Source organism: Bacillus atrophaeus (genome assembly GCF_001584335.1).
GTDB classification, from domain to species: Bacteria; Bacillota; Bacilli; order Bacillales; family Bacillaceae; genus Bacillus; species Bacillus atrophaeus.
The window spans coordinates 546,853-572,030 of sequence record NZ_LSBB01000001.1; the positions used below are offsets into that span (position 1 = coordinate 546,853).

Consider the following 25,178-nt stretch of genomic DNA (forward strand, 5'->3'; position numbering starts at 1 on the left):
GATGTGATCATGACCAACTGGAAACCTTTCGTATCTGTCATTACGCCATCTTATAATGCGCGTGATTATATTGAGGACACCATTCAATCTGTATTGCAGCAAAGCCATCCGCATTGGGAAATGATCATTGCGGATGATTGCTCTACAGACGGAACTCGGGACATTCTAAAACAATATGAAATGAAAGATGAAAGAATTCATGTGATATATCTGGATGAAAACAGCGGGGCCGCTGTGGCGAGAAACAAAGCATTAGAGCGTGCAAAGGGGCGTTACGTTGCGTTTTTGGACAGCGATGACAGATGGAAGAAAGAAAAACTGCAAAAGCAGCTTCACTTTATGTCTGAGCATTCTTGCGCCTTTTCGTTTACAGGCTACGGCTTGATGACGCAAGACGGATCACTGATTGACAAAAATATTCAAGCGCCGGAACGCCTGACGTATAATGATGCTTTAAAAAATACCATTATCGGATGTCTGACGGTGATGATTGACAGGGAACAAACCGGACAGATTCAAATGCCGAACATCAGAACGCGGCAAGACTTGGCTACATGGCTTTCTTTACTGAAAAGAGGATTTACCGCATACGGAATGAATGAGTGCCTGGCCGAATACAGGCTTGTCAATAATTCAATCTCGAGCAACAAATGGAAAGCCGCCAAAAAAACGTGGTTCGTCTACAGGGAAATCGAGCGGCTGCACTTTATGAAGGCATCATGGTGTTTTGTCCAGTACGCGAAAAACGCCATGAAAAAAAGACTGTAATCGTAACAGAGAGAAAAGGTGATGAAGGTGGAAACGAAATCTATAGTTCATGTCATCGTCGCAACGGCTGAATGGGGACAGGATCATCTGAGATACAGACGGCACAGACTGGCTGAATTTTTAGCGGGCCAAAGCGCTACAAAGGAAGTCATTTGGGTGTGTCCGTCACCGGAAAATCAAGAGCCGGCGTTCAAAAATCTGGCAGGGGGCATCCGGCAATTTGCCGTAAAAGATCTCCTCCAAAAAAAGATGTTCCGCTTCGGCCGATATGCTGATTTGTTTTATAAACACAAGCTTTCTCCTTTATTGGAAGAATTGCGTTCTGCTTCAAGTAAAGGAGAGCGCTGCTGTTTATGGTATACCTTCCCTGGTTTTCCGCTGCTGTCAGAGCTTTACTCGTGGGATCAAGTCATATACGATTGCAGCGACTTATGGGCCGCGCCTATCAGCGGCCGGTCAAATTTACTTTCGGAATTCAGACGCAAGGTCATTAAAACAGCGGAATTGAGAATTATTCAGCGCGCTGATTCAATTACATGTTCATCTGACTACCTTCATCGTGAAGTAGATAAGAAGCTCTCAGGCCGCCGTGATAAGGTCCACACTGTGGAAAACGGCGTGGAATATGATTTGTTTTCCGCGCAAAAAGAAAAGCCTGATCAAGACATTTTAAAAGGAAGAAATGGGGAGGTTCTCGGTTTTATAGGGGGAATTAAACCAAAGCTTGATTTTAAGCTGATTGAGCAAACGGCTGCCATAAAACCGGATTGGACTTTCTTATTTGTCGGGCCGGACGCAACAAACGGCGATCCGGCATTCCAAGAGCTGCTGAAGCGGCCGAATGTGATTTGGACGGGACCTGCTGACCCTGACAAGGTGCCGGAATATATGGAGCTTGTTGATATCGGTATTATGCCATACAAGAAATCGCCATATAATCAAGCGGTTTTTCCGCTTAAGCTTTATGAATTTTTAGCTGCCGGCAAGGCAGTAGTCGGCTGTAATCTCCCGTCTACGTCCAAAATGCAGCAGCCTCATATTTATGAATACCTAGAGGACAGCGATCCCGAAAGTTTTATACAGGCTTGTGAGAAAGTGCTGGAAAAGGAGCGGGATGCATCATACAAAGAGCTGCGCCGGCAAATCGCCCGCCGGCAAGACTGGAATTGTTTATTTAAACAAATTATGCAATACACCGGGATTCAAAGGAATGCGTAACCCTTTTTTTGGGGATGCGCATTTTTTGATTATCCATGTTTCTTTTTGATGAAGCTTGTTATAATAACTAGTAAGAATGTATAATGGAAAGAACGGTTCAATTAATAAAGACTTCATTCAATACCAAAGGAGACTTCTTTATGCTTGACGAACGCATGGTTCGCATTGTTGTTGCGTTTTTTGTCTCTCTGCTAACGGTTTTAATCATAACCCCTATCGTAAAAAAACTTGCGATCAAAATAGGTGCAGTTGACCAGCCCAGCAATCGAAAAGTACATGATAAAATTATGCCCCGTATGGGCGGATTGGCAATCTTTATAGGTGTCATTGCAGGCGTTGCCGCAGCCGGCATATACAATGAAACGAGAATGACGGCTATCACCGTCGGCGCGTTTATGATTGTCATTTTAGGCATTATTGACGATAAGTACCAACTAAGCGCAAAAATTAAATTTTTAATTCAAATAATAGTAGCAATTATGATTGTGAGCACCGGACTGAAGATGGAATTTTTCTCAGTGCCGTTTCTAGCTGAGCGTTTCGAATTAGGATGGATGGCATATCCGCTCACCGTATTTTGGATCGTCGGCATTACAAATGCGATGAACCTTATTGACGGACTAGACGGATTGGCAGCTGGTTTATCCGTTATCGGACTGTCAACCATTGCGGTTATGGCGCTGTCCGGCGGAAAAATCCTGATTCTGTCACTTTCACTCGTCGTTATAGCGAGTACACTAGGATTTTTGTTCTATAACTTTCATCCGGCTAAAATTTTCATGGGAGATACCGGATCACTCTTTTTAGGATATGTCATTTCAATCTTATCACTGCTAGGCCTGTATAAAAGTGTAACCTTATTCAGTATTGTTATTCCGATTATTATATTAGGCGTTCCGATTTTTGACACGACATTTGCCATCATAAGACGAATCTTAAATAAACAGCCAATATCGGCGCCAGATAAATCACATATCCATCACCGGCTGATGGCCTTTGGGCTGTCCCACCGAATGACGGTTATCATCATATACCTAATCGGGTTTATCTTCAGCATCAGCGCGATATTACTGACGAGCGCCACCATCTGGCTCTCGCTGTTGATCATTTTCACCTTGATTGTATTTATGCAGATCATTGCAGAGGTAACAGGGTTGGTGAATGAACAATTTAAGCCGTTTACAAAGTTCTATAAAAGGCTTGTCAAAAGAAATTAAAAAGCTCCGGCTCTAAAGGCCGGAGCTTTTTAATGTGTAAAGGTAAATGATTTAAAAATTCCCGATCCGAAAGAGGACCGGGAATGATTTTAATAAGAAGAACCAGTTGTTGAATTTGTAGTACTATCGGAACTTGAACTGCCGGAGCTGCTATTGCTGTAGCTGTCTGGGCTTGAACTGCTTGTAGAATCATCAGTACCGGTCGTTCCGGACGTCGAGCCGCTGGAATTGCCTGTGCTTCCGGACGTCGAGCCGCTGGAGTTATCGGTGCCTGTACTCCCGGATGTCGAGCTGGCCGAATCATCAGTGCCGGTGCCGTCAGCAGTTGAACTGCTGCTTTCCGGCGTATAGTCTAAATAATCTTGAAGCTCCTTCTGAAGATTGGCAAGGTTGGTAGCATCCGGTTCAAAGTAATACGTTCCTTTGGTGCTGGTCGTGCCCCCTAAATAGAGATCAGACCCTGTGATTTTTAATGTTTCTGTGTTTTTGCTGGAAAATCCGCTGTAAATTTGCTGCAATGCTAAACCTTCAGTGATTCGAATATTTGTTTCAACGTTTTTGCTCGCTGTTTGTGCAATTTTATCAATCTTTGCAATGTTGCTTGCTTTAGACATTTGATCGATGATGGCATTCAAGATCTGCTTTTGTCTGTCATTACGTCCAAAGTCTCCGCGCTTATCTTGTTTTCTCATACGTGCATAAGCAAGTGCTTCCTCACCGTCTAAATGCATTTTGCCTTTAGTAAAATAGATCTTTTTAGACTTATCAACGTCACTTTTTTCATTGAAATCGAAAGGAACATCTACATCAATTCCCCCAACCTCATTAATTACGTCTTTAAAACCGTCAAAATCTACTGTTACATATTTATCAATCGGTATTTGTAAGAAGTCTTCAACAGTCTCAACAGTTTCTTCTTTTCCGCCTTTACTGTATGCTGCATTTATCTTCGTTTTATTTCCTGTTGTATCACCGTGCAGCTGAACCCGTGTATCACGAGGAATACTCAGCATTTTCATCGTTTTCTTTTTTGGGTCGAGAGTGACGACGATAAGAGAATCGGATCTGCCTTTTTCGCCTTTTGTCGAATAATCTTCAATTCCCATAAATAAGATGGAAAATGGTTTTTTCTTCATATCAACCACTTCGCTCCGAAGATCTGATTTATCTCCCCGTGAGAGTGCGTCGTACGAATCATCCGCGGCACTGATGGTTTTGTATAATTTATATCCGCCCAGCCCGACAACAACTAATAAGGCAAGGACAAACAGCACTAAGATTCTCTTGAAAATTATCTTTCGTTTACTCTTCTTTTTACGTACCCGTACTCTTACACGTTCAGCCATTATTCTGTCTCCTTTAGATGGTTGACGACTTTTTCAAGATACGTCAAATCTCCTTCTGTATTATCACCTTTTCCATTTGTTAAATCCGTAATCCATTCAGAGAAGGCTTGTTTCTCTTTCTCTTCTACGTATGTCTCAAATTCGACGTGTTCCGCATAATGGATTTCTTTTAGCTGATAAGGCGATTCTCTTAATTCATTTTCTACTTTTCCGAGCCATGTGTAATCGACAGAAGTATGCATGATCCTCATCAGCTTCCGCTCAACGACTCCTATATGATTTAAACCCTCAGACACTGACTTTCCATAAGCGCGAATCAGTCCGCCCGCACCAAGCTTAATTCCTCCGAAGTACCGTGTTACAACAGCGCAAGTATCCTTGAGTCCGCGTTTTTTCAATACCTCAAGCATAGGCACGCCGGCTGTGCCGCTTGGCTCTCCGTCGTCATTCGCTTTTTGGATATGATCGGTTTCGCCAATCATATAAGCAGAACAGTTATGGGTGGCATTCCAGTGCTGTTTCTTTATATCCTGAATAAATTCCTGTGCCTCTTTTTCAGAAGAAACACGGCTTAAATGGCAGATAAACCGTGATTTTTCAATCACAATTTCGTGTTCACCTGCTTCTTTCACAGTTAAATAGCTGTGCAGCATGCTTGCTGACCCTCCTGACAGGCATAAATACCTGCTTTTACAAATTCGAACAGGCTTTAGAATTTTTGTGCGTATTTTGTTATTATTAGAATAAGAAAATATATAAAAATGTTTTTTTCTAGAATATACGCATTCTTTCATTATAATTCGACACAAATTGCAGATCAATTACATTTATAATAAAAATATATGACATCACCGTTACGGAGGGAGATCTATGAATAAAACAAAGATGGATTCCAAAGTGCTGGACTCTATTCTAATGAAGATGCTAAAGACCGTTGACGGGAGCAAGGACGAGGTTTTTCAGATCGGGGAACAGTCCCGCCAGCAGTATGAGCAGCTGGTTGAAGAATTGAAACAAATCAAACAGCAGGTATATGAAGTGATTGACCTTGGTGATAAGCTAGAAGTGCATACCCGCCATGCCAGAAACCGTTTATCAGAGGTCAGCCGCAATTTTCATAGATTCAGTGAAGAGGAAATCCGCAATGCCTATGAAAAAGCACATAAACTTCAAGTCGAACTGACAATGATTCAGCAGCGTGAAAAGCAGCTGCGGGAGCGCAGGGATGATTTAGAACGCAGGCTGTTAGGCCTTCAGGAAATTATTGAACGGTCAGAATCGTTAGTCAGCCAAATTACTGTGGTGTTAAACTATCTGAATCAAGATTTGCGGCAAGTCGGGTTGCTTCTTGCAGACGCTCAGGCGAAACAGGATTTTGGATTGAGGATTATTGAAGCCCAAGAAGAAGAAAGAAAAAGAGTTTCCAGAGAAATTCATGACGGTCCCGCGCAGATGCTGGCAAATGTGATGATGAGATCTGAATTAATCGAACGAATCTTTCGCGACCGGGGGACTGAAGACGGTTTTCAGGAAATTAAAAATCTGCGGCAAAATGTGCGAAATGCCCTTTACGAAGTCAGAAGGATTATATATGATTTAAGACCGATGGCTCTAGATGATTTGGGTCTGATCCCCACGCTGAGAAAATATCTTTATACAACCGAGGAGTACAACGGAAAGGTCAAAATACATTTTCAGTGCATCGGTGATACGGAAGACAAGCGAATTGCGCCACAGTTTGAAGTCGCGCTCTTCAGGCTCGCACAGGAAGCAGTGACTAACGCGTTAAAGCATTCAGAATCAGAAGAAATAACAGTCAAAGTTGAGGTCACAAAAGATTTTGTTATCTTAATGATAAAGGATAACGGAAAAGGCTTTGATGTGAAGGATACTAAACAGAAAAAGAATAAATCATTTGGTTTGCTTGGGATGAAAGAGAGAGTAGATTTGCTTGAGGGGACTATTACGATAGACTCTAAAATAGGTCTTGGGACATTCATCATGATAAAGGTTCCGTTATCTCTTACTCTATAATTTGTAAAATAGAGCCAAAAGGCATATTGACCGAATAGCAGACTATATAGAACAATAACATAAGGAGGCGTGGCTTGTGACTAAAGTAAATATTGTTATTATCGACGACCATCAATTATTTCGTGAAGGTGTTAAGCGAATATTAGATTTTGAACCTACCTTTGAAGTGGTAGCAGAAGGTGACGATGGAGATGAGGCAGCTCGTATTGTTGAGCACTATCATCCTGACGTAGTCATTATGGATATTAATATGCCGAATGTAAATGGTGTGGAAGCTACTAAGCAGCTTGTAGAGCTGTATCCAGAATCAAAAGTAATTATCTTGTCTATTCATGATGATGAAAATTATGTGACACATGCCTTAAAAACAGGCGCAAGAGGTTATCTGCTGAAAGAAATGGACGCTGATACTTTAATCGAAGCAGTTAAAGTGGTGGCGGAAGGCGGTTCATATCTCCATCCGAAGGTCACTCACAATCTTGTAAACGAGTTTCGACGTCTTGCAACAAGCGGAGTTTCTGCCCATCCTCAGCATGAGGTTTATCCGGAAATTCGGAGACCATTACATATTCTAACCAGGCGGGAATGTGAAGTGCTGCAAATGCTTGCAGACGGTAAAAGCAACCGCGGTATAGGCGAATCACTATTTATCAGTGAAAAAACAGTCAAAAATCATGTCAGCAATATTTTGCAAAAAATGAACGTAAACGATCGGACGCAAGCAGTTGTGGTCGCGATTAAAAATGGCTGGGTAGAAATGAGATAGGATAAGCGAGACTTGCCTTTTATGGCAGGTCTTTTTTATAATGAAAAATATTTGTATTCTTATATATGAAAAAGATTAAGTAACCTATAAGGCAGGTAACAAAGACATGAAGATTGCTGTGGTAACAGACAGTACCTCGTATATTCCTAAAGAAATAAGAGAGCAGAATTATATACATATGATTCCTCTTAATGTTGTATTCGGAAACGAATCCTATCGTGAGGAAACAGAAATCGATTGGCGAAGCTTTTACAAGGAAGTAAAAAAACATGATGAGCTTCCCACAACATCACAGCCGGCCTTTGGTGAGCTGCTTGCTTTGTATGAAGAGCTTGGAAAAACGTACGATGCCGTTATTAGCATTCATCTTTCAAGCGGGATAAGCGGCACATACAACAGTGCGGCCTCTGCTAATGCAATGGTGGATAATATTGAAGTTTATCCGTTTGACTCTGAGATAAGCTGTCTTGTCCAAGGCTTTTTTGCAATTAAAGCAGCGCAGTTGATTAAAAGCGGATACGCTCCTGAAGACATTATAAAAGAGCTGGATGAAATGAAAAAAACACAGCGGGCGTATTTTATGGTCGATGATTTAGCCCATCTTCAGCGAGGCGGGCGTTTAAGCAGCGCACAGGCTTTTATTGGGGGCCTTCTAAAGGTAAAGCCTATTTTGCATTTTGACAATAAGCTAATTGTTCCTTTTGAAAAGATCCGAACACGTAAAAAAGCGATTTTGCGGATATATGAGCTTTTGGAAGAAGACGCAAGCAAAGGATTGCCGATGAAGGCGGCCGTAATCCATGCCAACAGGGAAGAAGAAGCTGATGAAATCATTAAAGAGCTTTCTGCAAAGTATCCGCACGTCGATTTTTATAAGAGTTACTTTGGCGCGGTTATCGGCACGCATCTGGGCGAAGGCGCGATCGGTATCGGCTGGTGTTTTATGTAATCAGAAATCTCCGTTTTAGAGACGGAGGTTTTTTTATATTCTGTTTTTTTAGATTGGACAGAGAATTTTCGGTCAGGCATACTTTTTCCCAAGGAGGCAGTGCGTTATGCAGACTGAGTTGGAAAAGAAACCTTTATTCTCTGCTGATCTGCAGCAGTTCCTTCATCACCGCCACTTGCTTAGAACTGAAATCCCATTCTCTGAGGAACTTATCAACTGGCATATTGAGCATGGTTTTATTTCCGCTGAAAAATCAATCATCAAAAATAAAAAGGGTTATTTGTGTAACAGGTGCGGCCAAAATGATAAGCGGTATTTTTCCTCCTACTGGTCATGCTCAGATGAAAAAAATCAAATGTATTGCCGTTCGTGTGTCATGATGGGAAGAGTAAGCGAGAACATTTTCTTATATTCATGGATAAAGGAGGTGGAAGCAAGCTGGCAGCCTATAAAGCTTACTTGGGAAGGTAAACTCTCTCTTGGACAGCAAAAAGCGGCGGATATTTTAATTGACGCGATAACTAAAAGGGAAGAGCTTCTTATTTGGGCTGTTTGCGGCGCAGGTAAAACCGAAATATTATTCCCGGGCATTGAGTTTGCGTTAAATCAGGGATTTCGCGTATGTATTGCAACACCGCGCACCGATGTCGTACTAGAGCTTACTCCAAGGCTGAAAACCGCCTTTCAGACCACAAAGGTCTCAGCCCTTTACGGAGGGAGTGAAGATAAAGGGAGCCTGTCCCCGCTGATGATTTCAACGACACATCAGCTATTACGTTACAAAGAAGCATTTGACGTCATCATCATAGACGAAGTTGATGCTTTTCCTTATTCTGCTGATCAAACTCTCCAGTTTGCTGTTCAAAAAGCAAGAAAGAAAAACAGCACCCTCATTTATTTAAGTGCAACACCTTCCAAAGAATTAAAAAAGAAAGCGCATATAGGGAAGTTAAACTCGGTTCGCATACCCGCAAGACATCACCGGAAACCATTGCCTGAACCACGTTTTTGCTGGTGCGGAAACTGGCAAAAAAAATTAGCCGGAAGCAAAATTCCGAAACAGGTGAAAATATGGGTAGAACAGCATGTGAAAGTAGGCAGACCTGTTTTTTTATTTGTGCCGTCTGTTTCCGTTTTAGAGAAAGTTACTGCCTGTTTCGCCGGCATGAGATATCGGACAGCGGGTGTGCATGCGGAAGATAAGAACCGTAAAGAGAAAGTGCAGCAATTCAGGGACGGCCGGCTTGATGTATTAATCACAACGACCATATTAGAAAGAGGAGTTACTATTCCAATGGTGCAGACTGGCGTATTGGGAGCTGAATCGCCTATATTTACTGAGAGCGCACTCGTCCAAATCGCCGGGAGGACAGGGCGGCATAAAAAACATGCTCAGGGTGACGTCATATATTTTCACTTTGGAAAAACAAAGAGTATGATAGATGCCAGAAATCATATAAACGAAATGAATAAATTGGCAAGAAAAAACGAATTAATAGACTAGTTAATTTGTAAAAATATGTTACAGTATACTCAAACATTCAACGAGGAGCTGTAAAAATGCTTGTCAATTCAAAAGAAATCGTGATGAAAGAGCTTCTTGACCGTTATATTGATCAGCTTCATATGAAATGCACATGCCCAATATGCAAGAATGATGTACTGGCACTTTCTTTAAACCAAGTGAAACCAAGCTATGTTACAGATAAAAAAAAGATTGCGTATAACAAAGCCGAACTTGTTGATAAACAGAAAAATACGGCGATGCTTGTTATATTGGCTGAATCGGCTGCTATCGTGTCAGCCGGCCCAGGCGATAATTGTGTGACGAAAAAAAGAGAGGAGCAAAAAAGCTGAACTGCTTATTGTGTGATTCGCAGTTTTCTCAATCTCTTACGTGGAGATCTTTATTTTTATTAGAGCCGGACGAAAAGGTCTGTCATCCGTGCAAAAAACAATTACAAAGGATCGCAGGAACGGTTTGCCCTTCATGCGGCAGACCTCAAAACACAAATGAAAAATGCCCCGATTGCACCGAATGGGAATCAAGGATTGATAGAGGCTTCCTTTTAAGCCGAAACCGTTCTGTTTATTTATATAATGAGATGATGAAAGAATCGCTGGCCCGTTTTAAATTCAGAGGAGACGCAAAGCTTTTGCATGTTTTTAAGACTGATTTTGTATCGGAATTTTCAACTGTCTATCCTGAAAAAAGCTATGTGCTCATTCCAATCCCGCTGAGTGAGGAACGGAAAGCAGAGCGCGGGTTTAACCAGTCAGAGCTTCTGGCGAAATGTTTAGACCGGCCCATCATTCATTCCCTAACCCGTCTGGATAATGAAAAACAATCCAAGAAAAACAAAGCGGAACGGCTCCTTTTCAAACGTGTTTTTGATACTGAAATCAATTCCGTTGGAGATATGGATGTCATATTAATCGATGATCTTTATACCACTGGCGCTACCTTACACCATGCAGCCCGCTGTTTATTGGAAAAAGGAAAAGCAGGCTCTGTGTCCTCTTTTACTTTAATCAGAAGCTAAATCATTCTGTATTTGTGCCGATATAATTTTTAGAAATATAACAGGCATATTAAAGAATAGGAGTTAAAACGATGGGTGAACTGGCGAATTGTCCAAAGTGCAATGCTTTATTTTTAAAAACAAAGCTGCAAACTGTATGTCAGGCGTGTATTAAGGAAGAAGAAAAAGCATTTGAAACTGTATATAAATTTTTAAGAAAACAAGAAAACCGGCAATCCACACTTAACCGCATTACCGAGGAAACAGGTGTGGAAGAAGAGCTGATTTTAAAATTCATCAGACAAAAAAGAATTCAAATCACTCATCTTCCGAATTTGGCATATCCTTGTGAAAGGTGCGGTACATCAATACGGGAAGGCAAATTCTGCAAGGCTTGCCAGTCAGATATTGAGGGGCAAATGGACCGTTTGAACCAAGAGATCGCTTCGAAATCAAAGGGTGGAAATGGTTCTAAAGACACATACTATGCCTATAATACCAAAAACAGCTGATTCCCTAAACTAACTGAAAACGCAGTCGATAAAAGGGTTAGATTGTTTAAAGACTGCAACGGAAAGCGAGAGGAATCCTATGAAAATCAATCAATTTGGAACACAATCCGTTAATCCATATCAAAAAAATTACGATAAACAAGCCGTGCAAAAAACATCTGCACAGCCTAAAGATAAAGTTGAAATTTCTTCACAGGCAAAAGAACTCCAAAATGCATCAGACATTAAGTCTCGTCAGGAAAAAATTGCACAGCTAAAAGCCGAGATTGAAAACGGGTCCTATAAAGTGGACGGAAACAGCATTGCGGAAAACATGGTGAATTTTTATAAAAAGCAATAAAAAAGGAGAAAGCCGATGTCAGCAAAGCCAATTATTGAACAATTAAAGCGACTTTGCGTTCTGCATGAACATTTGCTCACGCTTTCTGAAGTAAAAACCGAAGCGCTAAAGGCCGGCAAAACAAAAGAGCTTTCTAACATTTTGACAAAAGAGCAAAAATATATTCAAGCAATTGGACAAGTAGAAGAAGAACGGATGAAAGCAACTTCTGAATTTCTGGGTTTTGGTAAAAACAATACAGTTACAGCATGCATAAAAAAGGCTTCCGGTAAGGAAAAAACCGAGCTTGAACAGTTATTTCAATCGCTTTCTGAACAGCTTAACGGCTTAAAGGAAATAAATGAGCTGAATAAACAGCTTACGAAACAGGCATTGCAATTTATCTCCCTTACGTTTGATATGCTTGTTCCTCAGGAGAATAACATTAATTACGGACAATCAGTTCAAGCAAACCATCCGGCGGGAAGCCGATTAAAATTATTTGATTCACAAGCTTAGAACGGAGGATTTGAACATGTCATCGACCTTTATGGGCCTTGAAACAGCAAGGCGGGCGCTAAGTGCTCAGCAGGCTGCTTTAAGCACCACAGCTAATAATGTTGCCAACGCAAATACAGATGGCTACACAAGACAAAGGGTCTCATTAGAGGCAACAAGCTCGTTTCCTGCTGTTTCAAAAAACGCGGAAAAAGTAGCGGGCCAAATGGGAACCGGTGTAGAAGCGAAGTCAGTTGAAAGGATAAGAGACAGCTTTCTTGACTATCAATATCGGTTACAGAATAACAACTCGGGATATTATGATACTAGGGCTAACGCTCTCGGGCAAATGGAAGGTGTAATGAATGAAACCGATGACAGCGGTTTAAGCAGTGTGCTTAATTCTTTTTGGAAGTCATTACAGGAATTAACAAACAATTCAAATGAAGACAGCGCACGTTCTGTTGTTTCTCAAAAAGGACAGGATGTTGCTGGTGCATTTAATCATATTTCTGAGTCACTTACAAATGTTCAGTCAAATTTAAAAACTGAACTTGATAGCAGTGTCTTAGATGTTAACTCCCTGCTGTCTCAATTAAACAGTTTAAATCAGCAGATTGCACAGGTCGAACCATCGGGAAATCTTCCAAACGGCTTGTATGATCAAAGAGATGTGCTTCTTGATAAATTGTCATCTTTAGTTGATATAAAGGTCAGCTATAATAAATCAGGTGGAAATGCACTTGCCTCATCTGAAGGTACTGTATCAATCGAAATCCTTGATAAGAACAAACAGTCTCTTGGAACTGTTTTGGACGGGAAAGATTACAAGGCTACAGAGTTAAAAGTGAATTATGATGAAGAAACCGGTCTGGCAAAAAGTGTGTCTATCGGGGATTCCGAGATACAGGCAGATTCATTCAGCAGCAACGGCTCTTTGTTAGGTTTTATCCAATCATACGGGTATGTGACTGCAGCTGGAGAAGAAAAAGGCATTTATCCAGAAATGCTTTCTGATCTTGATAACATGGCGCTTGAATTTGCTAAAGCTTTTAATGAGGTGCACAGAAATGGCTTAACCGCCAGCGGTGAACAAGGCGGCGATTTCTTTGACTTTAGCAGCGGGGAAGCTAATCCTGCAAAAGGAGCAGCCGCTAAGATTAAAGTGACTGACAGCATTAAAAATTCAAAAGGCCAAAACATTGCTTTTTCATTAAGCGGCGAACCTAACGATAATTCAAATGCCACAAAACTAGCAAGTGTTTTAACCGGTAATATAACAATTAGCGGAAAGAAAACCACGGTTTTAGATTACTATGCAAGTTTAATAGGCGAATTAGGCATCAAAACACAAGAGGCGAACCGTTTAGCGGCTAACACAGAAACACAGCTGAATGCTGCTGATTTAAACCGCCAGCAAATGAGTGCAGTCTCATTAGACGAAGAAATGACCAACATGATTCAATTTCAGCATGCATACAATGCTGCCGCGCGAATGGTTACATTACAAGATGAAATGCTTGATAAAGTGATAAACGGCATGGGTGCCGGCGGAAGATAGGTGACGGGTAAATGAGAGTAACACAAGGTATGATTCAGCAAAACTCCTTGCGCTATATTGGTTCAAGCTATGCTAAGCTTGATAAACTTCAATCTCAAGTTTCATCAGGTAAAAAAATCTCTAAGGCTTCTGATGATCCGATTGTTGCTATGAAAAGTTTAAAATATAATACGCAGTTATCTCAGGTTAAACAATACCAAAGCAATGCTTCACAAGCCTTCACTTGGCTTGAAAATACAGAAACGAACATTACTGAAGGTATTGACGTATTGTCAAAAGTAAGGGATCTTGTCGTTAAAGCTAAAAATGGCCAAAATGGCGAGGCTGAATTAAAATCTATAGGCGTTGAAGTTAATCAACTAAAAGAGCAGCTTCTTAATATAGCCAATACACAGGTAAATGGACGCTATATATTTAATGGGACTAATTCAGATAGCCCTCCGGTAGTGGATAATGGTGATGGAACCTATACCATATCTGACGCAGATGATGTCAATGTCAATATTTCAACTAATATGACTTTAAAGGTGAACTCAGATCCGAAATCGGCCTTCGGAGGTACATCAGCAAGCGGTCAAAATGTATTTGAAATGCTTGATTCGCTTGAAAATGCATTAAATTCAGGATCGGTAGACGATCTGAAATCAACTTTATCAGACATTGATCAGTTTACTGACGGCATGAGTGCCGAACGTTCTGATATTGGTGCGCGATATAACCGATTAGAATTAATCAATACACGCTTAGAGACACAGGAAGAGACGGCTACAAAAGTATTATCTGATAATGAAGACGTAGAACTTGAAAAAGTGATAACCGATTTTATTGCTCAGGCAAGTGTTCACAGAGCAGCACTGGCTGTAAATGCGAAAATCGTTCAGCCTACATTGATTGACTTTTTAAAGTAAGCGGCTCTTAATGAGTCCGCTTTTTTTACAATTTAGGAGGCATTATGATGGAGATACCGATGTTAGCCATGCAAAGTATTCCTGCCAAAATTAGTTTGACAACAATTCCGGCAAGCGTAAAAATGGAGCAGCCTGAAGCGGATTTAAAAATCGAACAGCCCGAGGCTGAACTGGATATGTCAGTAACACCTTCAAAACTTACGATAGATCAAACAAAAGCTTGGGAAGACTTAGACAGGAAACATATATTTAAAAGGATAGAAGAAGCTGCACAAAAAGGCCGTCAAGATGTACTTGATGGAATAGCAAGAGCTGCAGATGAAGGAGACGAGCTCATGAGGATTGAAAATGGAGGAAACCCGATTGCGTCCCAGGCGAAACGAAACGCTGCCCATCATCCTATTGAATTGGGTAAAAATTTCACTCCATCTCTTTCAAGAGTAAAAGTCGATTACACCCCATCGGAGCTTCATATAAACGTAACGCCGCATAAACCGGTTATTCAGGCAGCGCCGCGTAAACCAATCATTGATTATACGCCCGGAAACGTTAAGGTTGACATGCTGCAATATCCTGATTTAAAAATAGATGTAGTATATCCTAAAAAAGCGTAAGGTTGAAAAGTAAAAATGAAAAGGATCGTGAACAATGTTCATTAAAACAAAATACCATGGCCAAACGAACGTTAAAGAAGAACAAATGATTGTTTTTGAAAGCGGGCTCCCTGGATTTTCAGAAGAAAAACAGTTTGTCATTTTGCCGCTTTCAGAAGACTCTCCGTTCGTTGTCTTGCAGTCAGTCGTAACAGAGAACCTTGCGTTTATTGTCGTAAGTCCGTTCGTCTTTTTTAAAGGTTACGAATTTGATCTTAGTGAATCCGCAGCAGAGCTTTTGGAGATTGAAAATATTGAAGATGTTGAAGTCATGACAATATTAACAATGGAAGAGCCTTTTGAGAAATCAACAGCGAATTTGCTAGCTCCAATTATTGTGAATCGTAAAAATATGCTGGCAAAGCAAGTAGTATTACACAACTCCTCATATACGACAAAGCATCCGATCGGAGGAGAATCATGTTAGTTTTATCACGGAAATTCAATGAAGCGATTCAAATCGGCGATGATATTGAAGTGAAAATTATTGCTGTTGAAGGAGATCAGGTGAAATTGGGCATCGATGCTCCAAAGCATATTGATATTCACAGAAAAGAAATCTATTTAACGATTCAAGAAGAAAATAATCGGGCAGCTTCTTTTTCCAACAATCTATTATCTGCGCTATCCTCACAAAAAAAGTGAGGATTTTTTTCTTTTTTGTATTAATAAATTTAAGCACAGTCCGATATTAAATATGTAACCGGCAGGAAGAACATTGGGCTTCAGCCGTTACATAATATAAGCACAAGGACGTGCTATAAAACATATTCAGGGAGGAACAACAAAATGAGAATTAATCACAATATTGCGGCATTAAACACGTACCGCCAGCTTTCAGCTAACAGCAACGCTTCACAGAAGAACATGGAGAAACTTTCTTCAGGTCTTCGCATTAACCGTGCAGGAGATGACGCTGCTGGTCTTGCGATTTCTGAAAAAATGAGAGGACAAATCAGAGGTCTGGACATGGCTTCTAAAAACTCTCAAGACGGAATCTCTCTTATCCAAACAGCAGAGGGTGCATTAACTGAAACTCACTCTATCCTTCAACGTGTGCGTGAACTAGCTGTTCAAGCTAACAACACAGGTACTCAAGATACTACTGATCTTGGAGCAATTCAAGATGAGATCGGTTCTTTACTAGAAGAAATCGGTGGCGTTGACGGAGCAAGTAAAGGTATCTCTGACCGTACTCAATTTAACGGCAAGAACCTACTTAATGGTGATTTCAGTTCTGCAAGCGGAAATCAGCTTCAATTCCAAATTGGCGCAAACGACCAACAAACTCTTACAGTAAACATCGAGGACATGTCTGTTAAATCTCTTGGGACAGCAGATACAAAAGACGATGCTGGGAACGCAGTAGAAGGATTTAAAATTGCTGACTTAGACGTTACAAAACTAACTGGAAAAGCAGCAGATGGAAAAGATCTATCAGACGAAGACAAAGCAAAATTCTCTTTTGAGAACCAACTTTCTGCTATTGACGCAGCTACTAAACAAGTTTCAACTCAACGTTCAAAACTTGGTGCGGTTCAAAACCGTCTAGAGCACACAATCAATAACCTTGGTGCTTCTTCTGAAAACTTAACAGCTGCTGAGTCTCGTATCCGTGACGTAGACATGGCTAAAGAAATGAGCGAGTTCACTAAGAACAACATTCTTTCTCAAGCTTCTCAAGCTATGCTTGCTCAAGCGAACCAACAGCCGCAATCAGTTCTTCAATTGTTACAATAACAGCACGTTCAAAAAGACCTTAGCTTTGCTAAGGTCTTTTTCTTTGTAGAAATAAATATCTCCTTTCATTAATCTTCTTCGTCAGCGTCTTCAATTTAAAATGATTTTTATACTGAAACCGATCCTTATGTTAAAATGAAATTTTTCATAAAATGAGTTGAACTATTTACTCTTTTACTCTTCATTTTACTATAAATCAACATGAGTTTTTTTCCAAAAAAACATGTAATTTAACTGAACTTAGTCGATATAAACGGTAGATCATCAAATGGGGGATGGTTAAAATTGAATATTGAACGTTTTACATCATTTGAATCTATCTGGGATGCTTATCATACTCGCATGGTAAGTGGTCGAGATGAAGAGGCGGTAATAAACGGAGCAGCTTCGGAGCAAGGGGTGTCTTCACAAGTTGAACAAACGATACAGAAAGCCAACAAGCTTTTGGAGCCGTCCCAAGTTCATCTTAAGTTCGAGCTTCATGAAAAGTTAGATGAATATTACGTGAAGGTCGTTGACAGCAAAACAGAAGCGGTTATCCGTGAAATCCCGCCAAAACAATGGCTTGATTTTTATGCGGCTATGGCTGAGTTTATAGGATTACTAGTTGATAAATCAATGTAAGATAGGAGTTGTTTGGGTATGGTAACAAGAATAACAGGTTTGGCTTCAGGTATGGATGTTGATGAAATCGTCAGCAATTTAATGAAAACGGAACGTGTACCGCTAGATAAACTGACACAAAAAAAGCAGCTTCTTGAATGGCAGCGTGACAGCTATCGGGAAGTCAATACAAAAATAAGTGAATTACAAAATTATATTTCGCAAAATACGTTAACTTATCCAAGTGTATATAATAGTAAAACAGTTACAAGTTCAAATGAAGCAGTTGTGACAGCTACTGCGGCCAGCAGCGCTCAAAATACATCAACATCAGTTGAAGTAGCTAAACTTGCGACTTCTTCCACATATAAATCTTCCAATTATACAAGTTACACGGCTGGTGATTACAGTTTATCATTTAATGTCACCGCGCCAGGTGAAACTGAGGCAAAAACTGTAGATATCAGCATCAGCAGTACAGACACAATTGATAAGGTGATTGCTAAGATTAACAAATCAAATTTAGGGGTTTCTGCTTTTAAAGACAAAATTTATAACGGTTCTGAATATGTTGAAACGATTGCTTTCTCATCAAAAGCGACCGGAGCAGGGGGCAGTATTCAGGCAGCAGATGATACGACTGCGGGCTTTATGTCCAATCAGCTCGGATTTACACTTGATGCTGAAAATAAACTTACTGCTGATCAAAAAGGGCAAAATGCAGAAGTGAAAATCAATGGTTTTACAATGGAAAAAACCTCTAATACCTTTGCAGTAAACGGTGTAACTTACACACTAAAGGGCACAACGGAAAAAACCGGTCCCATTACAACTTCCGTTTCTACAGATGTAGACGGTATTTATAATAAAATTAAGGATTTCGTTACTAAATATAATGAATTAATTGACGGCATCAATGAAAAGCTGCAACAGACAAAATACAGAGATTATACTCCTTTAACATCTGATCAAAAAGAGGCGATGTCAGATAAAGAGGTTGAGCTGTGGGAAGAAAAAGCAAAAAGCGGCCTTTTAAGAAATGACAGTATTTTAAGCGGCGGAACAAACCAAATGAGGACTGACTTCTATTCAAACGTCACTGTAGATGGTAAATCCTATCAATTAACCGAATTTGGCATTGCTACCTCAAGTACTTATTTAAAACGAGGACACTTAGAGATAAATGAAGAAAAGCTGAAAGCAAAAATAGAAGAAGATCCTCAAAGTGTGGTTAATTTGTTTGCGGGCGGTACGAGCAGCAGCAGTTATGGTGAAAAAGGGATTATTAACCGTTTAAATGACTCATTAAAAAATACAGTCAAAAGCATAGAAAACAAAGCCGGAAATTCAACGATGACTAACAGTAACTTCTCAATCGGCAAAAGTCTTAATACGGTCAGTACCGATATCACAAGTTTGAAGGACCGTCTCGCAAATATCGAAAACCGCTATTATACAAAATTCACTGCAATGGAGACGGCGATTCAAAAAATGAATGAGCAATCAACCTATTTAACGCAATTTCTTTCACAATCTATGTAATTCGGAGGGTAAAAAATGGCAATCCAAAATCCTTATACAGCTTATCAGCAAAATTCTATTAATACCGCAACTCCAGGTGAATTGACGCTTATGTTGTATAATGGCTGTTTGAAATTTATAAAACTTGCAAATCAGGCTATTCATTTGGGTGATATGGAAAGCAAAAATGTAAATCTCATCAAAGCACAAAACATTATTCAGGAATTAAATATTACTCTTAACCGTGACATTGAGCTTTCCGGTTCAATGGGAGCGATGTATGAATATATTCACCGTAAATTGGTAGAAGCGAATATACAAAGTGATAAGGATATTTTGGCTGAAATTGAGGGTTACATTACTGATTTTCGTGATGCGTGGAAACAGGCGATTCAAATCGAGCGCAAAGACCGGCACGGATCAGGCGGAATTGTATGAGGAAAACGGAGCTGTTATACAGTGAAACGAAGAACATGCTGACACATATACAAGGGACGTCTGAAAGTGACGAACTCGTTAAAGAAATCGAAGATTTTCTTTCGAAACGAGAAGGTTTAATCAAAGAGATATCGCTTCCTCTTTCAGATGAAGAGAAAAATCAGATCAAACTTGTATTAACGTGGGATCAGCAGATTGTTCAGGAAATGCAAAGAATTAAGCTGTCTTTAAAAAGTGAGCTGCATAAGCTGAAAAAAAAGCGTGCCGTACATACAACGTATTTAAATCCGTATAACAACATCACGGTTGACGGACGTTATTATGACAAGCGTAAATAGGTGAGTGCCTTGAACAGAATTGAAGATTATACGCTTTTATCAGCCTATTACCATCTTCTTTTTACAATCGATGAGGGACTTTGTTATTTGATTGAGGCTGACCAAAATTTGGCGAAAACAGAAGGGGATCGGATTTATCATGATCTGATCCAAGCTTTTTTCTATTTGGACTCAACGCATTCTCTTCTTCTCCGCATATTGAAGACGAAGTGCGCCGAAATATGCATTCGAGCTTTTGACGAGGTTTTCGCTGATTTTGATCACTTGGTTTCTTTCACCTTCCCATCTCGGGAATTTTGTGCTTATTTAAAAGAACATTTTCTTATACATTATAGAAAATGGATGCTTACCATCCATCAATGCATGGAGCCCTTTATTATGAATTAGATGATATGAGGACAGTTCTTTTTCTCTTTTAAACCGCATATACATATACCTCAGATCAGCTGCTATTCGGGAAAATCGCCCATAATTCGACAAAGTTCACTGAATCTTCACACAAGATTTACGTTTCAGCAGGAATTGTAAAGGGTAAAAGAGAAATAGATACATATCCTTATATAAAAGGGAGGCGTTCTTTGATGAACTATAACATCAGAGGAGAAAATATTGAGGTTACACCCGCGTTAAAGGATCATGTTGAGAAGAAGATCGGCAAGCTGGAGCGTTATTTTGAACACAGCGTGAATGCCGATGTAAACGTCAACTTGAAGTTCTATAATGATAAAGAATCTAAGGTTGAGGTTACCATTCCAATGACTGATCTGGCGCTTCGGTCTGAGGTGCATAACGAGGATATGTACAATGCAATTGATCTCGCAACGAACAAGCTGGAACGTCAAATAAGAAAGCATAAAACAAAGGTGAATCGCAAATTCCGCGAGCAAGGATCACCGAAACATTTATTCACGAACGGCAGCGCGTCTGAAACAGACGTTGCGGTTCAGGATGAAATAGACGAGGACAGCCCGGAAATTGTCCGTCAAAAACGGTTTAATTTAAAACCGATGGACAGCGAGGAAGCCATTTTACAAATGAACATGCTCGGCCATAGTTTCTTTGTTTTCACGAATGCAGAAACAAATCTGACAAACGTAGTATACCGGAGAAATGATGGGAAATATGGCTTGATTGAACCAAACGAATAATAAGCAGACCAGCCTTCCGTGATTTTCGCGGAGGGTTTTTTTCTTCATTATTAATTGCAAATTCTTTGGAAATAACAGAAGGTATGATATGATAATGAGAGGTATACATGGACCAGTAAATCATTTAAAACATGCACTGAAAAAGACATGTGAAGATAGAGGAGCGTTATAGATGCTTGGAATTTTAAATAAAGTGTTTGATCCGACAAAACGTACGCTGAATAGATACGAAAAAAAAGCGAATGAAATTGATGCGATCAGAGGAGATTATGAAAATCTTTCTGATGATGCATTGAAACATAAAACCATTGAATTTAAGGAGCGCCTTGAAAAAGGAGAGACGCCGGACGATCTTCTGGTTGAAGCGTTTGCGGTCGTACGGGAAGCTTCCCGCCGCGTAACCGGTATGTTCCCGTTTAAGGTTCAGCTTATGGGGGGCGTCGCTCTTCATGACGGGAATATTGCGGAAATGAAAACAGGGGAAGGGAAAACATTAACTTCCACGCTGCCTGTTTATTTAAACGCGTTATCAGGAAAAGGCGTACACATCGTGACGGTCAATGAATACTTGGCAAGCCGTGACGCTGAGCAGATGGGAAAAATTTATGAATTTCTTGGTTTGTCCGTCGGCTTGAATTTAAATTCCATGACGAAAGAAGAAAAACGTGAAGCATATGCGGCTGACATCACGTACTCTACAAATAATGAACTCGGTTTCGATTATTTAAGAGATAACATGGTGCTTTACAAAGAACAGATGGTGCAGCGGCCGCTTCACTTTGCCGTAATTGACGAGGTCGATTCCATTCTTGTCGATGAAGCCAGAACACCGCTTATTATTTCCGGACAAGCTGCAAAATCAACCAAGCTGTATGTGCAGGCTAATGCTTTTGTCCGTACGCTGAAAGCTGAGAAGGATTACACCTACGATGTGAAAACAAAAGGCGTACAGCTGACTGAAGAAGGAATGACCAAAGCCGAGAAAGCATTTGGCATTGACAACTTGTTTGATGTCAAAAACGTCGCGCTTAACCATCATATCAACCAAGCCTTAAAAGCGCATGCCGCCATGCAGAAGGACGTTGACTATGTGGTAGAGGACGGACAGGTTGTGATCGTCGATTCCTTTACGGGCCGTCTCATGAAAGGCCGCCGTTACAGTGAAGGTCTTCACCAGGCCATCGAAGCGAAGGAAGGGCTTGAGATCCAAAATGAAAGCATGACCTTAGCTACGATCACATTCCAAAATTACTTCCGGATGTATGCAAAGCTTGCCGGTATGACCGGTACTGCAAAAACAGAGGAAGAGGAATTCCGCAACATTTACAATATGCAGGTTGTGACGATTCCGACAAACCAGCCGGTTGTTCGTGATGACCGTCCTGATCTAATTTACCGTTCAATGGAAGGAAAGTTTAAGGCCGTTGCAGAAGATGTTGCCCAGCGTTATATGACAGGACAGCCCGTTCTGGTCGGAACTGTTGCTGTTGAAACATCTGAATTAATTTCGAAGCTTTTGAAAAACAAAGGCATTCCGCATCAAGTCTTAAATGCGAAAAACCATGAACGAGAAGCCCAAATTATTGAAGAAGCCGGACAAAAAGGCGCTGTCACTATTGCCACCAATATGGCGGGGCGCGGTACGGATATTAAACTTGGCGAAGGTGTGAAGGAACTTGGCGGACTTGCTGTCGTCGGTACGGAACGCCATGAATCGCGCCGGATTGATAACCAGCTGCGAGGACGTTCAGGCCGTCAGGGAGATCCTGGTATTACACAATTTTATCTTTCTATGGAAGATGAATTAATGCGCAGGTTCGGTGCCGAACGCACGATGGCGATGCTTGACCGCTTCGGAATGGACGACTCCACTCCGATTCAGAGCAAAATGGTGTCGCGCGCAGTGGAATCATCACAAAAACGTGTCGAAGGAAATAACTTTGATTCACGTAAACAGCTCCTGCAATACGATGATGTTCTTCGCCAGCAGCGTGAAGTTATTTATAAGCAGCGCTTCGAAGTGATTGACTCAGAAAACTTGCGCGACATCGTCGAGAATATGATTAAATCGTCTCTTGAACGGGCTATCGCCGCTTACACGCCAAAAGAAGAGCTTCCGGAGGAATGGAAGCTGGACGGGCTTGTTGAACTGGTGAACACCACTTATCTTGATGAGGGCGCGCTTGAGAAGAGCGACATTTTCGGAAAAGAGCCAGATGAGATGCATGAGCTGATTATGGATCGGATTCTGACAAAATATAATGAAAAAGAAGAGAATTTCGGCGCTGAGCAAATGCGTGAATTTGAAAAAGTAATCGTGCTTCGCGCGGTTGATTCAAAATGGATGGATCATATTGACGCTATGGATCAGCTTCGCCAAGGTATTCATTTGCGGGCATATGCGCAGACTAACCCGCTTCGTGAGTATCAAATGGAAGGCTTTACGATGTTTGAGCATATGATCGCGTCTATCGAAGATGAAGTTGCGAAGTTTGTGATGAAAGCTGAAATTGAAAGCAACCTTGAACGTGAAGAGGTTGTACAAGGCCAAACAACGGCTCACCAGCCGCAAGACGGCGACGAATCCAAACAGGCAAAAAAAGCGCCTGTTCGTAAAGTAGTGGATATCGGCCGGAATGCGCCATGCCATTGCGGAAGCGGGAAAAAATATAAAAATTGCTGCGGACGGACTGAATAAGTTCGCGCGTGAGCGTAATGACCGGGGCGCGCCGGAGGCACATCCGGCGCCCTCGGATCTTTTAATGAGGTGAATGAAATGGAATTATCTGAAATCAGGGCAGAACTTGAAAATATGGCTTCTCGTTTAGCTGACTTTAGGGGGTCTCTTTGACCTCGAAACAAAGGAAACTCGAATCGCTGAGCTAGATGAGCAAATGGCTGATCCGGAATTTTGGAACGACCAGCAAAAAGCTCAGACGGTTATTAATGAAGCAAACGGATTGAAGGATTATGTCAATTCTTATAAAAAATTGAGTGAATCGCATGAAGAGCTTCAAATGACTCACGATCTTCTGAAGGAAGAGCCAGATGAAGAGCTTCAGCTTGAGCTGGTGAAGGAATTAAAGACTTTGACGAAGGAATTCAATGAGTTTGAACTTCAGCTTCTTCTCAGCGAACCGTACGACAAAAATAACGCCATCTTGGAACTTCATCCGGGTGCCGGCGGTACAGAGTCCCAGGATTGGGGTTCTATGCTTCTGCGAATGTACACAAGATGGGCTGAGCGAAGAGGTTTTAAAGTTGAAACGCTTGATTATCTCCCTGGTGATGAAGCCGGAATTAAGTCAGTCACGCTGCTGATTAAAGGGCACAATGCTTATGGATATATAAAAGCGGAAAAAGGCGTGCACCGTCTTGTGCGTATTTCTCCGTTTGATTCATCCGGTCGCCGCCACACATCCTTTGTTTCGTGTGACGTGATGCCGGAATTCAACGAAGAAATTGATATTGATATCCGCACGGAAGATATTAAAGTCGATACGTACCGTGCAAGCGGAGCCGGCGGCCAGCACGTCAATACGACGGATTCCGCCGTTCGGATTACTCACTTGCCGACGAATGTGGTTGTCACATGTCAAACTGAGCGTTCACAAATCAAAAACCGTGACAGAGCAATGAAAATGCTAAAGTCTAAGCTGTATCAGCGAAGAATTGAAGAACAGCAGGCGGAACTTGATGAAATTCGCGGTGAACAAAAAGAAATCGGATGGGGAAGCCAAATCCGTTCTTACGTCTTCCATCCGTATTCGCTTGTAAAGGACCATCGTACGAATACAGAGATGGGTAACGTTCAAGCGGTCATGGACGGAGACATTGACGTATTTATAGATGCGTATTTACGCTCCAAGCTTTCTTAGGAAAAAACACACCTGTTAGTCGGGTGTGTTTTTTTGATGAATAAATAGACGAGCCTGCTGCACCGAAAATGAAAATAGGAAAATCTAACCAATCGCAAAATTAGCCGGAGGCTTTTTGATTGTGGGACGACAGCATTTAGAAGAATCTCGCTTCTTTTCATTTGATCCGCTGCTGCTTTAGCATATTAATACGGTATTCGGGTGTTATTTACTTCTTTCACGGGAAGGATTAAAATGCTAT

Annotated in this window: 28 protein-coding genes; 26 read left to right on the forward strand and 2 right to left on the reverse strand. The window is 41.0% G+C overall.

Annotated elements, in window-relative coordinates:
- Positions 1–9: 9 nt before the first annotated feature.
- The 3 genes from tuaG to AXI57_RS02705 all read left to right on the forward strand — a co-directional run bounded on the left by tuaG (position 10) and on the right by AXI57_RS02705 (position 3,203).
- A complete protein-coding gene (tuaG, locus tag AXI57_RS02695) occupies positions 10–768 on the forward strand; it encodes a teichuronic acid biosynthesis protein TuaG (protein ID WP_003326709.1) in 759 nt (252 codons plus the stop codon).
- Between the two features lie 27 nt (positions 769–795).
- Positions 796–1,986, forward strand: coding sequence for a teichuronic acid biosynthesis protein TuaH (gene tuaH / locus AXI57_RS02700; protein ID WP_141292179.1), 1,191 nt, complete (start codon positions 796–798; stop codon positions 1,984–1,986).
- 140 nt (positions 1,987–2,126) lie between these two features.
- Positions 2,127–3,203, forward strand: coding sequence for an MraY family glycosyltransferase (locus AXI57_RS02705; RefSeq protein WP_003326711.1), 1,077 nt, complete (start codon positions 2,127–2,129; stop codon positions 3,201–3,203).
- A gap of 89 nt (positions 3,204–3,292) precedes the next feature.
- Here the strand turns inward: AXI57_RS02705 and AXI57_RS02710 are convergent, their stop codons facing one another.
- Both AXI57_RS02710 and AXI57_RS02715 read right to left on the reverse strand, forming a co-directional pair.
- Positions 3,293–4,549, reverse strand: a complete 1,257-nt coding sequence (locus tag AXI57_RS02710) for an LCP family protein (RefSeq protein WP_061669172.1) — start codon at positions 4,547–4,549, stop codon at positions 3,293–3,295.
- Positions 4,549–5,202, reverse strand: coding sequence for a YigZ family protein (locus AXI57_RS02715; protein ID WP_003326713.1), 654 nt, complete (start codon positions 5,200–5,202; stop codon positions 4,549–4,551). Before AXI57_RS02715 ends, AXI57_RS02710 begins: the two co-directional genes overlap by 1 nt.
- Positions 5,203–5,419: 217 nt before the next feature.
- On the opposite strand from AXI57_RS02715, the gene degS reads away from it, so the two are divergent.
- From degS to prfB, 23 genes are all read left to right on the forward strand, one after another.
- Positions 5,420–6,583 carry a two-component sensor histidine kinase DegS gene (gene degS / locus AXI57_RS02720; RefSeq protein ID WP_003326714.1) on the forward strand — a complete coding sequence of 388 codons (1,164 nt, stop codon included), beginning with the start codon at positions 5,420–5,422 and terminating at the stop codon, positions 6,581–6,583.
- A 76-nt stretch (positions 6,584–6,659) separates the two neighbouring features.
- Positions 6,660–7,349 carry a two-component system response regulator DegU gene (degU, locus tag AXI57_RS02725; RefSeq protein WP_003219701.1) on the forward strand — a complete coding sequence of 230 codons (690 nt, stop codon included), beginning with the start codon at positions 6,660–6,662 and terminating at the stop codon, positions 7,347–7,349.
- Positions 7,350–7,455: 106 nt separating this feature from the next.
- Entirely contained in the window at positions 7,456–8,298 is an 843-nt protein-coding gene (locus tag AXI57_RS02730) for a DegV family protein (protein WP_061669173.1), read from the forward strand.
- 106 nt (positions 8,299–8,404) lie between these two features.
- Complete coding sequence (gene comFA / locus AXI57_RS02735; protein ID WP_061669174.1) at positions 8,405–9,802, forward strand: ATP-dependent helicase ComFA; 1,398 nt, start codon at positions 8,405–8,407, stop codon at positions 9,800–9,802.
- A gap of 56 nt (positions 9,803–9,858) precedes the next feature.
- Positions 9,859–10,155: a late competence protein ComFB gene (gene comFB / locus AXI57_RS02740; RefSeq protein WP_003326719.1), complete on the forward strand. Its 297-nt coding sequence runs from the start codon at positions 9,859–9,861 to the stop codon at positions 10,153–10,155.
- The gene (locus AXI57_RS02745; RefSeq protein ID WP_155723718.1) at positions 10,119–10,841 is read left to right on the forward strand and encodes a double zinc ribbon domain-containing protein; all 723 of its coding nucleotides are present in this window, start codon (positions 10,119–10,121) and stop codon (positions 10,839–10,841) included. The genes comFB and AXI57_RS02745 overlap by 37 nt, the downstream gene beginning before the upstream one ends.
- A 71-nt stretch (positions 10,842–10,912) precedes the next feature.
- Positions 10,913–11,332: a TIGR03826 family flagellar region protein gene (locus AXI57_RS02750; protein ID WP_003326721.1), complete on the forward strand. Its 420-nt coding sequence runs from the start codon at positions 10,913–10,915 to the stop codon at positions 11,330–11,332.
- A 79-nt stretch (positions 11,333–11,411) separates the two neighbouring features.
- Positions 11,412–11,672 (forward strand): flagellar biosynthesis anti-sigma factor FlgM, encoded by a 261-nt coding sequence (flgM, locus tag AXI57_RS02755; RefSeq protein WP_003326722.1) that lies wholly within the window; start codon positions 11,412–11,414, stop codon positions 11,670–11,672.
- Positions 11,673–11,687: 15 nt separating this feature from the next.
- Entirely contained in the window at positions 11,688–12,170 is a 483-nt protein-coding gene (locus AXI57_RS02760; protein ID WP_061669176.1) for a flagellar protein FlgN, read from the forward strand.
- Between the two features lie 16 nt (positions 12,171–12,186).
- A complete protein-coding gene (gene flgK, locus AXI57_RS02765; protein ID WP_061669177.1) occupies positions 12,187–13,710 on the forward strand; it encodes a flagellar hook-associated protein FlgK in 1,524 nt (507 codons plus the stop codon).
- Positions 13,711–13,721: 11 nt separating this feature from the next.
- The gene (flgL, locus tag AXI57_RS02770) at positions 13,722–14,618 is read left to right on the forward strand and encodes a flagellar hook-associated protein FlgL (RefSeq protein WP_061669178.1); all 897 of its coding nucleotides are present in this window, start codon (positions 13,722–13,724) and stop codon (positions 14,616–14,618) included.
- Positions 14,619–14,665: 47 nt separating this feature from the next.
- On the forward strand, positions 14,666–15,232 hold the full coding sequence (locus AXI57_RS02775; RefSeq protein ID WP_003326726.1) for a DUF6470 family protein: 567 nt from the start codon (positions 14,666–14,668) through the stop codon (positions 15,230–15,232).
- A 34-nt stretch (positions 15,233–15,266) separates the two neighbouring features.
- Positions 15,267–15,698, forward strand: a complete 432-nt coding sequence (gene fliW / locus AXI57_RS02780; RefSeq protein WP_061570800.1) for a flagellar assembly protein FliW — start codon at positions 15,267–15,269, stop codon at positions 15,696–15,698.
- A complete protein-coding gene (csrA, locus tag AXI57_RS02785) occupies positions 15,692–15,916 on the forward strand; it encodes a carbon storage regulator CsrA (RefSeq protein ID WP_061669179.1) in 225 nt (74 codons plus the stop codon). Before fliW ends, csrA begins: the two co-directional genes overlap by 7 nt.
- A gap of 144 nt (positions 15,917–16,060) precedes the next feature.
- Entirely contained in the window at positions 16,061–17,011 is a 951-nt protein-coding gene (gene hag / locus AXI57_RS02790) for a flagellin Hag (RefSeq protein ID WP_061669180.1), read from the forward strand.
- 285 nt (positions 17,012–17,296) lie between these two features.
- Positions 17,297–17,635 (forward strand): flagellar protein FlaG, encoded by a 339-nt coding sequence (gene flaG, locus AXI57_RS02795; protein ID WP_013390666.1) that lies wholly within the window; start codon positions 17,297–17,299, stop codon positions 17,633–17,635.
- A gap of 18 nt (positions 17,636–17,653) precedes the next feature.
- A complete protein-coding gene (locus AXI57_RS02800) occupies positions 17,654–19,156 on the forward strand; it encodes a flagellar hook-associated protein 2 (RefSeq protein ID WP_061669181.1) in 1,503 nt (500 codons plus the stop codon).
- Between the two features lie 15 nt (positions 19,157–19,171).
- Positions 19,172–19,573, forward strand: a complete 402-nt coding sequence (gene fliS, locus AXI57_RS02805) for a flagellar export chaperone FliS (RefSeq protein WP_003326733.1) — start codon at positions 19,172–19,174, stop codon at positions 19,571–19,573.
- On the forward strand, positions 19,570–19,911 hold the full coding sequence (gene fliT, locus AXI57_RS02810; protein ID WP_003326734.1) for a flagellar protein FliT: 342 nt from the start codon (positions 19,570–19,572) through the stop codon (positions 19,909–19,911). Before fliS ends, fliT begins: the two co-directional genes overlap by 4 nt.
- Before the next feature lie 9 nt (positions 19,912–19,920).
- Positions 19,921–20,298, forward strand: coding sequence for a DUF8042 domain-containing protein (locus AXI57_RS02815; protein ID WP_010790069.1), 378 nt, complete (start codon positions 19,921–19,923; stop codon positions 20,296–20,298).
- A gap of 194 nt (positions 20,299–20,492) precedes the next feature.
- On the forward strand, positions 20,493–21,059 hold the full coding sequence (hpf, locus tag AXI57_RS02820; RefSeq protein WP_003326736.1) for a ribosome hibernation-promoting factor, HPF/YfiA family: 567 nt from the start codon (positions 20,493–20,495) through the stop codon (positions 21,057–21,059).
- 172 nt (positions 21,060–21,231) lie between these two features.
- Positions 21,232–23,757, forward strand: coding sequence for a preprotein translocase subunit SecA (gene secA / locus AXI57_RS02825; RefSeq protein WP_061570795.1), 2,526 nt, complete (start codon positions 21,232–21,234; stop codon positions 23,755–23,757).
- Between the two features lie 78 nt (positions 23,758–23,835).
- Positions 23,836–24,937, forward strand: a protein-coding gene (gene prfB, locus AXI57_RS02830) for a peptide chain release factor 2 (protein WP_100198804.1) whose coding sequence is annotated in 2 segments (ribosomal slippage) — positions 23,836–23,907 and positions 23,909–24,937 — 1,101 coding nt in all. Because the reading frame shifts where the segments join, the coding sequence is not laid out codon by codon here.
- Positions 24,938–25,178 lie beyond the last annotated feature (241 nt).